Raw genomic sequence first — 15,564 nt, forward strand, 5'->3', positions numbered from 1 at the left:
TAAACAAAACTATCAAATTATGATCGCAATTGCAACCGAAGAACTAGAAAATCTTGAAAAAGTAGAACGACTCAATTTAATTAATTCTTGCACCGGATACAAGTCTGCTAATCTACTGGCGACAATATCAAAAGATGGTGTTCCTAACGTAGCGATATTTAGCAGTATTACGCATCTAGGAAGTAGCCCAGCTATGATTGGATTTATTGTTCGTCCTACCACAGTACCTCGCGATACATATAAAAACATAAAAGAAATGGGTTATTTTACGGTTAATCACATAACCGAAGACATTATTGCCGATGCGCATCACACCTCTGCCAACTATGATGACAGTACATCTGAATTTGATAAGACCAAACTCGAAGCAGAATTTAAGGAAAATATCGATACTCCTTTTGTAAAAGGTAGTCCGGTACAACTGCATTGCAAATACATAAATGAATATTACATAAAAGAGAACAACACCATACATATCATTGCCTCTATCGAAAAACTTTTTTTTGATGAGAATTTAAAGCATCAAGATGGTTGGCTACAACTCGATAAAGGAAACGTTATTGCATTAAATGGTCTTGATGGTTATTGCTTACCTAAATTAGTAGATCGCTTCGAATACGCGCGAAAAGACACTCCTTCAAAATCGTTTTTCGAATGATAGCCTTATGATATTTATCATTATTTAAATGAATTTGTTTGCTAATCTTTGTCTCTGATTTAACAATAACAAAGATGACAAACAACGATTCAATACACAGTTTTCACATTCCAGTAATGGGATTAGCTTACACTATAGACACTCCTATACGTGTTGCACAGTATGGAATTTCATCGGTAGTTTCAATCGCCGATGATGAACTGATAGAAAAAATGAGAGTGTTTTACAATGAAAAATTCAAATATCCTTATCAAGAAATAACTCAAAAAATAGACGACTACCGTGCAAAAAGGATTAGCTCTTATTTAGATCTTATTGACACTATTGTAAAAGCAAAATTTGAAGATTTCAAAGTCGAATTAACCCAGAGCAAGACAGCCTTAGAGAATTTCATAGCCCTTTTGCCAAGCAAATCAGAATTGTTTCAAGAATTACAGCATCTAGCAGCAGATAGTTTTAATATTAGTGAAAACATTAAAAGTTTCCTAGATAAAAATTTAAAAGCTGGAACTATTGATGTCAATATAATGACTAAATTAGACAAAGATAATTACAGCAAAAATGTTCAATTACCTATTGAGTTTAATGATGCACACGCAGCTGTACGCGGCTTTGCCAAAAGTAAAGTTTCCTCTTCATTAGTGCTATCTGCAGGAATGAACCCAAGATTATATAGTTATATCGAAAACTTCAACGAATTCTATCCAAATAACTCTAACGTCATTAAAAAGAAAATCACTTTAAAAGTTAGCGACTTTAGATCAGCAATGATTCAAGGGAATTTTCTAGCTAAAAAAGGACTTTGGGTTTCTGAATACCGCATTGAATCTGGATTGAACTGTGGAGGACATGCGTTTGCTACAGATGGTTACCTGCTAGGCCCTATCTTGGAAGAATTTAAACAAAAAAAAGGACAATTGATGCAAAGCTCACATGAACTAATGATTAAAGCTTTAGCTCAAAAAGAACGCTTTGTCCCTGAAAAACCACTTGATTTAAAAATTACTTTTCAAGGAGGTGTGGGAACTGCAATGGAGCACGATTTTTTGCTTAACAATTATGAGTTAAATTCGGTTGGCTGGGGTTCTCCGTTTTTACTCGTGCCTGAGGCTACCTCAGTGGATCAGGCAACCCGAAATTTATTGGCTAAAGCCAAAGAGGAAGATTTGTATTTAAGTCAAATTTCACCCCTTGGCGTACCCTTTAACACCATTAAAGGAAGTACTAATGAACTTCTAAAACAGAAAAGAATCCAAGAAAGTAAAGCGGGTAGCTCTTGTCCTAAAAAATTCCTAGCACTTAATAAAGACTCTAGCGGAAATGCTATTTGTACGGCTTCAAAAAAATACCAAGACATAAAACTACAAGAACTAGACTCTAAAAAAGCAACATTAGCAGCTGTTGTTTATGAGCAAGCAAGAGATCGTATCACTGAAAAAGCTTGCTTGTGTGTGGGTTTGGCCAATGCTTCTTATTTAGAAAATGACATTAAAATAAAAGGACAAGATCAGGGAGTCGTTATTTGTCCTGGTCCTAATATCGCCTATTTTGACAAAGAAGTAAGTCTTTCAGAAATGTGTCAGCATATCTACGGAAAAAGCTCCACAATTCAATTGACTGATCGTTCTAATTTCTTGGTCAATGAACTAAAAATGTACGTTTCCTACCTAGATAATGAGATCACCAATACAATTGAAGAACTTACAATTGCAAAAATAAAAAAATGGGATCTATTTAAAAAAAACTTAATAGACGGAATTCAGTACTACAAGAAGTTATTAAATACATCATTACATTTTGAACATCAAAAAGACGAGATCCTACTGCAGTTAGAAAATTATCAATTAGAAATTCAACAGATTACTGTCCCTTCTATAACAGTTGTATAGACTAAAAAACCCATTGACTTTCACAAATAGTTTTAAGTCAATGGGTTTCAATTTATATTAATGTACTGATTGAATTCCTTGTTTTAGTATTTGTCCAAAGTCATACATATCTTCGAAAGAGCAGTACAATGGAACAGGTGCTAATCGAATCACATTTGGCTCACGCCAATCTGTAATTACACCATTTTGCATTAGATAATCAAATAAACTTCGGCCTTCACCATGTAAAAAAACCGAAAGTTGACAACCTCTTTCTGCCGGATTAGCTGGGGTTATAATTTCAAAAGTGCTATCGACCTCTTTGTCTATTTCCTGTAATACAAATTCAAGATAAGCGGTTATTTTATTCCTTTTTTCAATTATCGCATCCATACCTACCTCGTTAAACATCTCTACAGATGCTAAATAAGGGGCGAGAGACAAGATGGGTAAATTACTTACTTGCCATCCTTCAGCTCCTTTTACGGCATCAAATTGTGGCTCCATTTTAAAACGGCGTTCTTTGTTATGACCCCACCAACCAGCGAAACGCGGTAATGAAGCGTTGTGATGCTTTTCATGTATGAAACAACCCGATGCATTTCCCGGTCCTGAATTCATGTATTTGTAGCTACACCACGACGCAAAATCTACGTTCCAGTCGTGTAATTCTAATTTTATATTCCCCGCGGCATGGGCAAGATCCCAACCTACGATTGCACCCGCATTATGGCCTGCCTCAGTAATAGTTTTCATATCAAAAACCTGCCCTGTATAATAATTAACACCTCCTATAAGCACTAAAGCTAGCTCCTCTCCTACTTCATCAATTTTAGCCAAAACATCTTCGAGACGAATATTGTGCTCGCCCTCTCTACGTTTTATTTCGACGATAGCCTCATTTGGAGCATATCCATGAAAATCTACCTGACTCTGAAACATGTATTGGTCAGATGGAAACGCTTTTTCCTCGCATATAATTTTGTACCTAGTTTTCGTAGGGCGATAAAATGAAACCATAAGTAAATGTAAATTTACGGTTAAGGTATTCATTACTGTAACTTCAGATGGTAAGGCTCCCACTATTTTACTCAATGGTGTTGCAAAGCGCTCGTGATAATCCCACCAAGGTTTATCAGCATAGAAATGCCCCTCGACAGCAAGATTTGCCCAATCATTCATAACTTCATCAATATATGATTTTGTTCGTTTAGGCTGCAAGCCTAGTGAATTTCCCGTAAAGTAAATTACTTGTTTGCCTTTTACTTTAGGGAAGTGAAATTCAGAACGGTATTTATGTAAGTCGTCTTGCGCATCAAGTTCCTGAGCAAAAGATCTCGTATTTTGGAATTGCATAATTTGATTTTTGTTTTGTAAAAATAACAATTAATAATGGGCTAGCAAATTGGAATTTCAGCCTTTAACACAATCTTATTTTTATTTTGAGGATACTAAGTACTATTCCCGAATTTTTATTCGAAATACTATTGAAGTTAAGAGCAGCATTTTCGCTTGAGGGACAACAATGGGAATCCCTTTACAGAATGCAACGTAGCGGACTACTTAGATGATTGTAACATAAGGCCAGTTCGCCGCGACCAATATGCCCAAATTCAAAAACTAAAAAGACAAAAAAAAACCTCGCCATTTCTGACGAGATTCATTTAGTGAATTAACCTTATTTTGTATTAGATGATGAGCATGGCATCACCGTAAGAATAGAATTTATAAGACTCTTTGATAGCTTCTTCATAAGCTTTTTTCATTAAATCGTGTCCACAAAAAGCAGATACCATCATTAACAAAGTCGATTTTGGCGTGTGAAAATTAGTAATCATACAAGTAGGAATCGTGAATTCGTGCGGAGGAAAAACAAATTTATTTGTCCAACCATCGAATGGATTCAATGTGTTTTGTGACGAAACTGAACTTTCAACAGCACGCATTGAAGTTGTTCCTACTGTACAGATGCGTTTTTTCTTAGCTTTGGCACTGTTTACAATATCACAAGCTTCTTGAGTAATTTTAAGCTCCTCAGAATCCATTTTGTGTTTTGATAAATCCTCTACTTCAACTGGATTAAAAGTCCCCAAACCAACATGAAGTGTAACCTCAGCAAATTTGATTCCTTTGATCTCTAACCTTTTTAATAAATGTTTAGAGAAGTGCAAACCTGCAGTAGGTGCTGCAACAGCTCCTTCTTCTTTAGCATAAATAGTTTGGTAACGGTCTGCATCTTCAGGAGTTACTTCTCTAGAAATGTATTTTGGTATTGGAGTTTCTCCTAGTTCCGTTAATTTTTTTCTGAATTCTTCGTACGAACCGTCGTATAGAAAACGTAAAGTTCTACCACGTGAAGTTGTATTATCAATAACCTCAGCTACTAAGGAGTCATCATCACCAAAGTATAATTTATTACCAATTCGGATTTTACGAGCTGGATCTACTAAAACATCCCAAAGGCGTTGCTCAGCATTCAGTTCTCTTAGTAAGAAAACCTCAATTCTAGCTCCCGTTTTTTCTTTGTTCCCGTATAGACGAGCAGGAAAAACTTTAGTATTGTTTAAGATTAAAACATCACCATCATCAAAATAGTCTATAACGTCTTTGAATAATTTATGTTCAATTGTTTGTTTTTTGCGATCAATAACCATTAGACGTGCCTCATCTCTATTCTCAGATGGGTATTCGGCTAAAAGTTCTTTCGGTAGATCAAATTGAAAATGTGATAATTTCATCTGTACTTTTTTGTTTAAGTTTAAAGTTTCAGATAACGAGTACGTTACCTAAACTAAGCGGCTGCAAATATACGACTGTGAGATAGGCGATGTCAAGTGTTTTGCTATTTAATTTAAATTTATTATTGAAAACTAGTTTCAACACCTCCCTACCTAGCCGTAAACGCTGATAACTAGGAAATAATTTCGGACACTTTGTACCCTAATTTTTCCATGTCGTCCCAAAAATCAGGATATGATTTAGAGACAACATTCGCATCAGCGATAATAATAGGTACTTTTAACGCTAGTGGTGCAAAAGCCATTGCCATCCTGTGATCATTATAAGTAGCTATTTTCACATTAGAAGTTATAATTGCGCTTGGCTCAAGAGTAAGTGAATCATTAGTTACCGTAATATTTGCACCAAGTTTTGTAAGCTCAATTCTTAAAGCCTCTAGCCTATCTGTTTCTTTAATCTTTAAAGTATGTAAACCTGTTAGGTGACAACCTACTCCCAATCCTAAACAAGTTACAACAATTGTTTGTGCAATATCTGGTGTGTTGTTCAAGTCAAAGTTAATTTCCTTTGGTTGAAAATCTTTTTGTTTTGTGAGAATCAAAGTATTATTTTCAAAACGGGAATCAACTCCCATTTCTTTGTACAATGCTACTAAAGCAGAATCTCCTTGTAAGCTGTTTTCTTTATAACTAGTTAAGGTGATGGAAGCTGTCTTTGATAGAGCTACCAAACTAAAGAAATAGCTAGCAGAACTCCAGTCAGACTCTACAGTCATTATTTTTGAAACTACTTGATGTTGTGGTTTAACTACAATTTTATTACCAATAAAACTTGTTTCAATTCCTAAATCGGTAAGCAATGCTAAAGTCATTTTAATATATGGAACAGAAGTTATTTCGCCTTCTAGCGTTAATTCTATTCCGTTTGCTAGCTTTGCGGCTACCAACAATAATGCTGATATGTATTGACTACTAACATTAGCAGCCATTGTCACTTTAGAATTCGATATTTTTTGGCCTTTAATTTGAATAGGTGGATAACCTACTTCCTTTAGATAAGTGATTTGAGCACCTAATTGTTCTAAAGCTTCGACCAGTATTTTCACGGGACGTTCTTGCATCCTACTTGACCCCGTTAGGGTCACAACTCTATCTTGCTGAACTGCAAAATAAGCAGTCAAAAAACGCATTGCAGTTCCTGCATGATGTATATCAATTAATTCCTCACTTCCAGTTAAAGCCATCTGCATTACTTCACTATCATCTGAGTTAGAGGTATTGGCTAGCGTAATATTAGGAAATAGAGCTTGTAACAACAATAAGCGATTCGTTTCACTCTTGGAGCCGGTAACAGCTATGTGAGCCTGTAAATCAGTAACAGACGTTTGCAACAGTAAATTCATGGGAAAAAGATTGATGAGTGGTTTGTGGCAAATTTATCTGAAAAATAAGCATTTACCAAGAGCTTTCGCTACTTATAACATTATTTCAGTTTCTCGTTGTTTTTATGACGATCCTTATCTCTCAATGATTTTAAATCCATTTTCTTATCAAAAGCTGCTTGAAGATCGATACCTGTTTGATTAGCAAGGCATAAAACCACAAAAACAACATCGGCTAGTTCCTCGCCTAAATCTTTGTTTTTATCGCTCTCTTTCTCTGATTGCTCTCCATACCGACGAGCGATAATACGAGCTACTTCGCCAACTTCCTCAGTAAGTTGTGCCATATTAGTTAATTCGTTAAAATAACGAACACCATGCTCTTTTATCCAATTATCGACGTCTAGTTGGGAATTTTTTAAGTTCATTTTTATGTTTTCATTTTATTCAAAGATACAAAGTCCTGTCTGTTATTATATTTTCCTCAAAACAATTTTTTCGTTTTGTTTATCTGTTAGCTTTTGATAGTATTCTTTTAGTGTAATGTAATGATCTGCAGCTACTATAGGAGTATTCATTTGGTTAGTAACCATCATCTGAATTGTATTCCCTGAAACACTTGTCATGCACTTAAAACTAGCAAAACTATTATCCATGACTAGATTTATAGCTTCTGGAATTTTTTCAACTTCATATCCCTCAGGAATAGTAATATTTATAACATATTTATCCATAAATGGAAAACCAAAATCAACTGGATATAGTCGGTTTTCTTGTCTAAACGGATTTTCAGAACTAGCAAAAGAAAGCAAAGGTCTTATATAAATAGTACTACCAATAATCTCACTGAAATTACTTCCAATAAAAACAATTGACTCTACTAGAGGCATTTGCAACTCTTTTTCATTAGTTCTTTTATAGTCTTGAATTTCTATCTTATTGTTATCATTTTCTAATTTTTCTAAATACGACTCTTCCTTAATGCTCTTGATTGCATTTCTAGAAATCATGGCATTATAGTTGTCTTGTTGACGTCTATATTTTCCAGACACCATTCCTTTGTCGTCGATAGCATAAGACATAGTAGTAAGGTCATTAGATAGGCTCGAAGGCATTAAATCGATAACATCAGAAGACCCATCTTTTCGAATTAATCTCCCTAACCAATTCAATGCACGAAACGGTAAAACGTTTGGAATAGAATAGACATCTGAAGCATCCAATAAAACGGTACTTCCGCCATTTTGTACGGCTACAATAACATAATTAAAAGCATTTCTATTTGGAAATAATGCAATTCCATTTGACCTTGTGCTTACTAGGACAGGATTAGCATCAAATCCAGCATAGCGTAACATAGCTGTGAGCATCAAATTTATTTCGGCAATATTTCCTGTTTTATCTTTATACGCCTTTTTTACACCATCATTACAAGAATAACCATAGTAATCATTCCATTTAACTGTGGTCTTTACGTGTTTAAAGATAGCATCTATTTTAGATTCAGTTGTTGTTAAACCAGTTAAGACTACTTTTAAATCATCTTCAAAATATCCAGTCTTACTAAGTTCTGGACCAAAATCATCATAGTCATAAATCGTTTTAACGACAGCATTCCAATCTGTTGCATAAAACTTAGCTGGTTCATTAGGATATTTAGTCATTGAAAGCTCTTGGACTAAACTAACAACGTAATTATCTGTATTATTCACGAAAGACTCCTCTTTCAATGCTGGTACATTTTCAATAACATAAGTAGTTCTTGTTTCACTAAAATCGATCTTATCCTGAGAAAAAGTAGTTTTAGTTGTATAACCAAAAGACTCTCTTTGTTTCGAATTTAAAACTACTGAATTATCACCTTTTTCAGTTGTTACTTTTGGACTTAAGAACCCTTTTAAACTAGCATTGTAAACAAAATATTCCGGTGTATTAATTTTATATTCAGAATAATTGACAGGAATACTTCTTTGAAAATACCAATCTCTAGGACTGCTAATACTTGTAGATCGTAAAGTATAAGAAAACTCAATTACAGAGCCTTCTTTAACATTAGGCATTGTAATCTTCTTTTCCTTCCAATATTTGTTGACCACTTCATCAAATTCACCGTCGCTTTTTAATTTTGTCTTTTCTATTTTTCCATCAACTACATTGTAGGTTACTGCATCTGAAAACGAAACTCGGTCTTTTGAATAATTCCCGCCGTAGTAACGTACACTTTTATTAGCCCATTCATACCCTTGTTTTTTGTAAATTTTTATTCGTACATTAACTTCTGTAACCAAAATAAAGCCATCGCTTTGAGAGTACTCAAAAGTATTTTTCCCTTTTTCAAAAAGAATAGCAGCAACAGCTGCCGAATCTGTAGGATGTCTTTTCTCTTCTAATTCATTTAATGACACTTTTCCTAATTCAAAATTCTGAGCATTTGCTTTCACAAAAAGTAAAAAGCAAATAAATAAAAGTAATTTTCTAAAAGTCATAGGTTATTTATTTTGGGTTAGAATTAATTTAGCATTGTCATATTTAGAAATCTGCTCTATAAATAAGCGGTACTCATCGTACTCAGTATTGGAATACAATCCTTTTTTAATTGACAGAGTCCGATTATATAGTAAGGTACTATCATCATTTTTGATAAACGCTGCAGCATACTCACCAAATTTACTTTTGAGCTCGTAGCTGGTGGGCATAAACTCAATCGTAAAACCTGCTGGTAAAGTAATCGTAATTAAATCAGTATCTAGAAAACCTCTTTGTATTTCAAAAGAATTTTTCCTGTTTCTGATTCGTTTTACACTTGCTAAGTACTGATTATAAGCATTTGCTGCAAACATCATTTTTCCATCCGAAAGATTACCATAATTTGTAGCACTTAGGGTTATTTTCTCTGTAAAACTGACAACTTCCTTATCATTTTTAAAATCAATTGAATTAATTTTAAGATTATTAATATTTCTCCAATAGGATTTATAGTGATTGTCTTGCTCTGTTGGGTGGGTATTTGCTAAAGATGCCTTGGAAACAAATTGGGAACCTCTGGAAACAATAACTATATTTCCATTTAGATCTCCGCTTGTAGATAATGTATAACTACCTGTACTAAATTGAGTATTGTTACCCTCATAAATATCCGTGTGTACAATCTCGCCTCCTCCTGGCTTTACAACCAATACATCCCTATCGTCTGTAAAGCTGCCTTGAAAACCAAAAGGATCATCTTGGCTCGTGCACTCGAGCCAAGTATATTTGTTTCCATTGGGAATTGCTAAAATCATATGATTGCCTTGCATAGAAACGAAGTCAGATTCTATATTTTTTTTTGAACTATCTCCATATAAAATAACATTATAAGAAGGCACATCAACTGCTGCCAAAAGTGCTTTTGTATAGTTGGTCAATGCTTTACAGTCTCCATATCCAAGTCTATCGACATCAGTTGCAAGCATAGGTTTCCAACCACCAATTCCAACTTGAATACTTATATATCTTGATTTTTTCTGCACATAATCATAAATTAACTTTGCTTTTTTTATTGGATCTTTTTCGTCTCCTACAAGCACTTTCATCTTAGATTTCGTTTCCTCTGATAATGCAGTTGTTCCTGCTAAAATTTCACTGGAGTACCACTCTCCAAACTCCTGCCATGTTTTGGCTTTACCATCAACTGATTCCAAGTGAAATTGCTCCAATCCCATCATAACTTTTGGAAAAAAAGTGCTAAACGCTTGCGAGTAATCTTCGAACTTCTGTACGGGTAAATTACTAGCCGTATAAGAAAGCTGAGTAGATGTGTCTAGGGTTTTAATAATATTAAAATTCGCAAAATTAAATTCCTTTTTCTTAAAACCTAGAGTAGCAGGATAAGTAACGTTAAGGATGCTTTTTTCGACACTGACATAATAATTAGAAACAGGATACCATTGTGGAATAAAAGCAGTTGTAGAGGTTTGTAGTTCACTTTTATAAACCATCGTAAACGGATATTGAGTAGGTGTGTAGTCTAAATACAAGTACCTACTATCTGAAAACAAAGTACTCCCCCCTACTGCACTTTGGTCTTTAAAGTCTTTACGTTTTATTTTTTTTATTTCTTTACCAAAACCATCGTAAATAGTAGCTTCAATGTCTTTTATGGTAGTTGTTTTATTGTAATTTTCGATAGCATCAATAGCCGAAAGTCCTTTTTCATTGAGGACTGTAATTGTGCGTACTGTACTAATTGTCATGTCTCGTTGAGACAATACATCAATAGCGACTTGATTTAAACGAACAACTGCATTTGCATTCTGCTTAAGGCTATCTGCTATATTAAAAGCAGTATATTCTGTTTTTTGTGCCAAAATAGTCAGTGGGAAAAAGACTATCAATAACAGTAAAGTATTTCTTATTACCATATTTATTTATAAAGTGATTACCAAATATTTGGTGCAAAATTATGAGAACCCTTTCAAAAGGTTCTTGAACTTTGTTTTTGGTAATCCTTTATTTGTGGCCTTCAAAAATAAAAAAAAACTTATGATAAAAAAATAATTCCTTATCTATTTTTACTATCCATCATGATGGTAACAGGGCCATCATTGACTAAGGCAACTTTCATATCTGCACCAAAAACACCTGTTTGAATTTTCTTTCCAAGAGCGAACTGCATTTTATGTACAAAATTCTCGTAAAGAGGAATGGCAATATCAGGCTTAGATGCCTTTATATAGGAAGGACGGTTTCCTTTTTTTGTGGTGGCATGCAAGGTAAATTGACTAACTACAATAATTTCACCATCAATATCTGCAACTGACAAATTCATAACATCGTTCTCATCTCCAAATATGCGAATATTTATGATTTTACCCACTAGCCAGTCAATATCTACTTGTGTATCGGTATCTTCAATCCCCACTAAAACCAACAGTCCTTTTTGGATAATAGCCACGATTTTATTTTCAATAGTAACTGAGGCTGACGAAACTCTTTGCAATACTACCCTCATAAACCTCTCGTCTTATCGCTTTCTTTACGATCTTCGTCATAATTATCTGTACGGTAGTTTTCATCATCACCTTCTAACAATTTAAGATAACTATTGTAACGTGACCAGGCTATTTCATCTTTTTCTAATGCGTTTTTCACAGCACATTTAGGTTCATCCTTATGTATGCAGTTATTAAATTTGCACTGATCTTTCAATTTGAAAAATTCAGGAAAATAACCGCTAATTTCCCCCGGCTCCATATCTACAACACCAAAACCTTTAATTCCGGGTGTATCTATAATTCGGGCTCCAAATGACAGGTCATACATTTCAGCAAATGTAGTTGTATGTTGCCCTTGCTTACTAGCCTCAGAAATAGTTTTAGTTTTAAGATGCAATGAAGGTTCCATAGCATTGACTAATGTTGATTTCCCAACACCGGAGTGTCCCGAGAACATACTCACTTTATCAACCATCAGTTCTTTTAACTTTTCTATTCCCTTCATTTCTGTAGACGAAACTCGAAGGCATTTGTATCCAATTTCCTGATACACATGCTGCATATACAATTGTTCATCCAAAGTCGCTTCGTCAAAAGTATCTATCTTATTAAATACTAAAATAGTTTCTATACCGTAAGCTTCAGCAGTTACTAGAAAACGATCGATAAAATTGAAAGTTGTAGGTGGATTATTAATAGTAATCAATAAAAAAACACGATCAATATTACTGGCAATTATATGCATTTGATGCGATAGATTAACCGACTTACGTACGATGTAATTTTTTCTTTCCTGAATATTAAAAATTGTTCCTGTAATCGTATCTGATGTCTCGTCTATTTCATAATCTACGATATCTCCAACGGCAATTGGATTAGTACTTTTAATTCCTTTGATTCGGAATTTACCTTTAATACGGCATTCAATAAAATTCCCCTCTGTAGATTTTACGGTATACCAACTTCCTGTAGATTTGTAAACGAGTCCTGTCATGCCACAAAGGTAAATTTTTGTTTGAAGTTTGAAGTTCAAATTTTAAAGTTTTTTAAGCGGTATAAAAACGAAAATCCCTTCAGCTTAAATAAGCCGAAGGGATTTCTATATTTTTAATGGACGGATTATTTCTCGTAGGGAAAATTTCTTCCTACTTTACGCATCATTCTTTCCATCATTGCTGATGGGGAACTCATCACATCCTCTGCCATTTGCTTGTAAAAACGCCAAACTAAATCCCCGTCTACACCATTATTAATTTGCATCGTTAATCATCCCGTTGCCACTTTTCCCGTTCCAAAACCGATTAGTAAGGTTTTAACAATAGTAGCACCTTCACTCCCGGTTTTTTCATAAGCATAAGAGCATTTTATTACTGCATCTACTCCTAAAACCTTTGCAATGTCTTCTGGTAAAGCCTCATCTAATTTATCAAAAAGATTCGCTTTTTTTAATAGCGAATTTGTTTTTTCGACATCTTGCACTTGAACTGTATAATCATCCGATTTTCTCAAAAGATAGGTATAAAGTCCGCTTTGCATTTGCGTCCCCATCGCTAACTCTTCAACTTTTTTTGCCTCATCGCTGTATCCTTTTGGTAATTTTTTATATGCGATGGTAGCTTTAAACGGCAATATCGCAACTGTTTTGTGTCCCTCAATTAACTGCTTCATGTTAGGGCTTTCAAAAATCTGCTTTTCTTGCGAATAGCCTAACAAACTTAATAATACTACCGATAATACGAATAAATTTTTCATAAAAGATTAAAAATAAAGTAAAGATTTTGATTAAATTCAGCTGCAATATTACAAAAAAAACCTACATGTATGTAGGTTTTTTATTATTTATAAAATTTATTTTTTTATGCATTCAGTACTTTATCTTGGTGACTAATACTTTCTTGGTGAATTGCTTTAAACATCCTTAAGATAAACTCTTCAGTCAATCCTTTTTTCTCTCCTTCTAGAATCATTTTTCCAAGAATTTCATTCCAACGCTTGTTTTGCAATACAGCAACATTTGCGTCTTTTTTAACTTGTCCTATCTCATCAGCTACTTTCATTCGTTTTCCTAATAATTCTAACAAGTTAGCATCAAGCACATCAATTGTCGCTCTTAGTTTTGTCATTTTAGTAGTATATTCATCTGAATCTACACTTACATTACGTACTCTTAAATCCTTAAATATTTGTTTTAATGCATCTGGAGTTACCTGTTGCGCTGCATCACTCCAAGCGTTATCTGGATCGATGTGTGTTTCTATAATCATTCCATCGTAATTCAAATCTAAAGCTTCTTGTGTCACTTCTAAAATCATTTCACGATTACCTGTTATATGCGACGGATCGATGAATAAAGGCAAATCAGGAAATTTATTTTGCAACTCAATAGGAATTTGCCATTCTGGAATGTTACGGTATTTTGTTTTTTCGTAAGTTGAGAATCCCCTGTGTATTACTCCTAAATTTTTAATTCCTGCAGCATATAAACGCTCTACGCCACCTAACCATAAAGCCATATCAGGATTTACAGGATTCTTGATTAAAACTATTTTATCTGTTCCTGCAAGTGTATCAGCAATTTCTTGCACTGCAAATGGATTTGCGGTTGTTCGTGCACCCACCCATAATACATCAATATCATGCTCAAGCGCTAGTTTACAATGTGCCGCAGTGGCTACTTCGGTACCCATTAATAAACCCGTTTCGGCTTTTGCTTTTTGCAACCATTTTAACCCTATTTCCCCAACACCTTCGAATCCTCCTGGACGCGTTCTTGGTTTCCATATTCCTGCTCTAAAAACACTTACATCAGAATCTTTTAATTCATGTGCTATTTTCAACACTTGATCTTCTGTCTCAGCACTACAAGGTCCTGCTATCACAAATGGGTGAGTTAAATTAAATTCATTCAACCAATTTCTCATTTCTTTCTTGTTTTCCATCTTTCTAGTTTTTATTCTTTAATTTTTAGTTTTATCTCTTTACGTTCATTCCGTTTAATATTCCTTTTATTTTATTTACGCTTTGCATTTCTTCATATATAGCGTCATAATCTTCCTTTATTAGTAACTCCTTAAAATGAGTCAAATTAGAGATATATTCTTCTAATGTTTCTATTACCTGCTCCTTGTTTTGCTTAAAAATAGGTGTCCACATTGCCGGAGAACTTTTCGCTAAACGTACCGTACTTTCAAAACCGGAACCCGCCATATCAAAAATATCTTGTTCGTGTTTTTCTTTCTCAATTACTGTTTTCCCAAGCATAAAAGCACTAATATGCGATAAGTGCGATACGTAAGCGATGTGTTTATCATGCGAATTAGGATCCATATATCTTATTCTCATTCCCATTGCTTTAAAAAGCTCAAGTGCTTTCTCTTGCAGCTTAAAAGCGGTACGTTCTACCTCACAAATAATATTTGTTTTCCCTTCAAACAATCCTAAAATTGCCGCAGATGGTCCTGAAAATTCAGTCCCCGCAATAGGATGCGTAGCAATATAATTTCTTCTCTTAGGATGTAAAGCTATCACTTTGCAAATAGGCGCCTTAGTCGATCCCACTTCAAATACAATCGTATCATCACCAATCAAATCTAACACCTGTGGCAACACAACAAGTGCACCATCAACAGGGACTGATACAATAACAAAGTCAGCCGTGTGTAAATCAATCATACTTCCCGCCGCATCAATAACACCTAATGCAATAGCTTCTTGTAGATGAATCTCATTCGTATCGATACCATAAATTGTCGCTTGCGGATGCATTTTTTTTATGTCCAACACCATGGAACCTCCTATCAATCCAATTCCTATAACAAATACTTTCATTTTTTATTTTTTTGTAGCTATTCCTGCTATCCGTTTCAATCTTTTTTACCTCCCATTAACATGGGTTCGGCATAAAAGGATTTCCACTGCTATCAGGGCTAGGGTAATCTGTTTCTA

At 34.4% G+C, this 15,564-nt stretch carries 14 protein-coding genes; 2 read left to right on the forward strand and 12 right to left on the reverse strand.

Annotated elements, in window-relative coordinates; all coding sequences use genetic code 11:
- Positions 1-19: 19 nt before the first annotated feature.
- Together H8R22_RS00080 and H8R22_RS00085 are read left to right on the forward strand one after the other, a co-directional pair.
- A complete protein-coding gene (locus tag H8R22_RS00080; RefSeq protein ID WP_187009552.1) occupies positions 20-658 on the forward strand; it encodes a flavin reductase family protein in 639 nt (212 codons plus the stop codon).
- Between the two features lie 74 nt (positions 659-732).
- On the forward strand, positions 733-2,547 hold the full coding sequence (locus H8R22_RS00085) for a hypothetical protein (RefSeq protein ID WP_225875990.1): 1,815 nt from the start codon (positions 733-735) through the stop codon (positions 2,545-2,547).
- A gap of 57 nt (positions 2,548-2,604) precedes the next feature.
- On the opposite strand, the gene kynU is transcribed toward H8R22_RS00085, so the two are convergent.
- The 12 genes from kynU to H8R22_RS00140 form a co-directional block, all read right to left on the reverse strand.
- Positions 2,605-3,882, reverse strand: coding sequence for a kynureninase (kynU, locus tag H8R22_RS00090; RefSeq protein ID WP_187009551.1), 1,278 nt, complete (start codon positions 3,880-3,882; stop codon positions 2,605-2,607).
- A gap of 332 nt (positions 3,883-4,214) precedes the next feature.
- A complete protein-coding gene (queA, locus tag H8R22_RS00095) occupies positions 4,215-5,264 on the reverse strand; it encodes a tRNA preQ1(34) S-adenosylmethionine ribosyltransferase-isomerase QueA (protein WP_187009550.1) in 1,050 nt (349 codons plus the stop codon).
- 173 nt (positions 5,265-5,437) lie between these two features.
- The gene (aroA, locus tag H8R22_RS00100) at positions 5,438-6,667 is read right to left on the reverse strand and encodes a 3-phosphoshikimate 1-carboxyvinyltransferase (RefSeq protein WP_187009549.1); all 1,230 of its coding nucleotides are present in this window, start codon (positions 6,665-6,667) and stop codon (positions 5,438-5,440) included.
- Positions 6,668-6,747: 80 nt separating this feature from the next.
- A complete protein-coding gene (locus tag H8R22_RS00105) occupies positions 6,748-7,074 on the reverse strand; it encodes a nucleotide pyrophosphohydrolase (protein WP_187009548.1) in 327 nt (108 codons plus the stop codon).
- A gap of 45 nt (positions 7,075-7,119) precedes the next feature.
- The gene (locus H8R22_RS00110) at positions 7,120-9,132 is read right to left on the reverse strand and encodes a DUF3857 domain-containing protein (protein ID WP_187009547.1); all 2,013 of its coding nucleotides are present in this window, start codon (positions 9,130-9,132) and stop codon (positions 7,120-7,122) included.
- A gap of 3 nt (positions 9,133-9,135) precedes the next feature.
- Complete coding sequence (locus tag H8R22_RS00115) at positions 9,136-11,046, reverse strand: DUF3857 domain-containing protein (RefSeq protein ID WP_187009546.1); 1,911 nt, start codon at positions 11,044-11,046, stop codon at positions 9,136-9,138.
- A gap of 140 nt (positions 11,047-11,186) precedes the next feature.
- Complete coding sequence (dtd, locus tag H8R22_RS00120; RefSeq protein WP_187009545.1) at positions 11,187-11,636, reverse strand: D-aminoacyl-tRNA deacylase; 450 nt, start codon at positions 11,634-11,636, stop codon at positions 11,187-11,189.
- A complete protein-coding gene (gene rsgA / locus H8R22_RS00125) occupies positions 11,633-12,613 on the reverse strand; it encodes a ribosome small subunit-dependent GTPase A (protein ID WP_187009544.1) in 981 nt (326 codons plus the stop codon). Before rsgA ends, dtd begins: the two co-directional genes overlap by 4 nt.
- Before the next feature lie 125 nt (positions 12,614-12,738).
- Positions 12,739-12,879, reverse strand: a complete 141-nt coding sequence (locus H8R22_RS15565) for a hypothetical protein (protein ID WP_222616893.1) — start codon at positions 12,877-12,879, stop codon at positions 12,739-12,741.
- 6 nt (positions 12,880-12,885) lie between these two features.
- Positions 12,886-13,371: a hypothetical protein gene (locus tag H8R22_RS00130; protein WP_222616892.1), complete on the reverse strand. Its 486-nt coding sequence runs from the start codon at positions 13,369-13,371 to the stop codon at positions 12,886-12,888.
- Between the two features lie 104 nt (positions 13,372-13,475).
- On the reverse strand, positions 13,476-14,558 hold the full coding sequence (locus H8R22_RS00135; RefSeq protein ID WP_187009543.1) for a bifunctional 3-deoxy-7-phosphoheptulonate synthase/chorismate mutase type II: 1,083 nt from the start codon (positions 14,556-14,558) through the stop codon (positions 13,476-13,478).
- A 31-nt stretch (positions 14,559-14,589) separates the two neighbouring features.
- Positions 14,590-15,447 (reverse strand): prephenate dehydrogenase, encoded by an 858-nt coding sequence (locus H8R22_RS00140; protein WP_187009542.1) that lies wholly within the window; start codon positions 15,445-15,447, stop codon positions 14,590-14,592.
- Positions 15,448-15,564: the final 117 nt, after the last annotated feature.

The organism is Flavobacterium kayseriense (assembly GCF_014305095.1).
In the GTDB taxonomy this organism is placed as follows: Bacteria; Bacteroidota; Bacteroidia; order Flavobacteriales; family Flavobacteriaceae; genus Flavobacterium; species Flavobacterium kayseriense.

Coding starts and splice junctions, on each gene's coding strand:
- dtd (WP_187009545.1), bottom strand. CDS start 11,636: ATGAGGGTAGTATTGCAAAGAGTTTCGTCAGCCTCAGTTACTATTGAA.
- H8R22_RS00115 (WP_187009546.1), bottom strand. CDS start 11,046: ATGGTAATAAGAAATACTTTACTGTTATTGATAGTCTTTTTCCCACTG.
- H8R22_RS15565 (WP_222616893.1), bottom strand. CDS start 12,879: ATGCAAATTAATAATGGTGTAGACGGGGATTTAGTTTGGCGTTTTTAC.
- H8R22_RS00130 (WP_222616892.1), bottom strand. CDS start 13,371: ATGAAAAATTTATTCGTATTATCGGTAGTATTATTAAGTTTGTTAGGC.
- H8R22_RS00110 (WP_187009547.1), bottom strand. CDS start 9,132: ATGACTTTTAGAAAATTACTTTTATTTATTTGCTTTTTACTTTTTGTG.
- queA (WP_187009550.1), bottom strand. CDS start 5,264: ATGAAATTATCACATTTTCAATTTGATCTACCGAAAGAACTTTTAGCC.
- H8R22_RS00105 (WP_187009548.1), bottom strand. CDS start 7,074: ATGAACTTAAAAAATTCCCAACTAGACGTCGATAATTGGATAAAAGAG.
- H8R22_RS00080 (WP_187009552.1), top strand. CDS start 20: ATGATCGCAATTGCAACCGAAGAACTAGAAAATCTTGAAAAAGTAGAA.
- H8R22_RS00135 (WP_187009543.1), bottom strand. CDS start 14,558: ATGGAAAACAAGAAAGAAATGAGAAATTGGTTGAATGAATTTAATTTA.
- kynU (WP_187009551.1), bottom strand. CDS start 3,882: ATGCAATTCCAAAATACGAGATCTTTTGCTCAGGAACTTGATGCGCAA.
- H8R22_RS00085 (WP_225875990.1), top strand. CDS start 733: ATGACAAACAACGATTCAATACACAGTTTTCACATTCCAGTAATGGGA.
- rsgA (WP_187009544.1), bottom strand. CDS start 12,613: ATGACAGGACTCGTTTACAAATCTACAGGAAGTTGGTATACCGTAAAA.
- aroA (WP_187009549.1), bottom strand. CDS start 6,667: ATGAATTTACTGTTGCAAACGTCTGTTACTGATTTACAGGCTCACATA.
- H8R22_RS00140 (WP_187009542.1), bottom strand. CDS start 15,447: ATGAAAGTATTTGTTATAGGAATTGGATTGATAGGAGGTTCCATGGTG.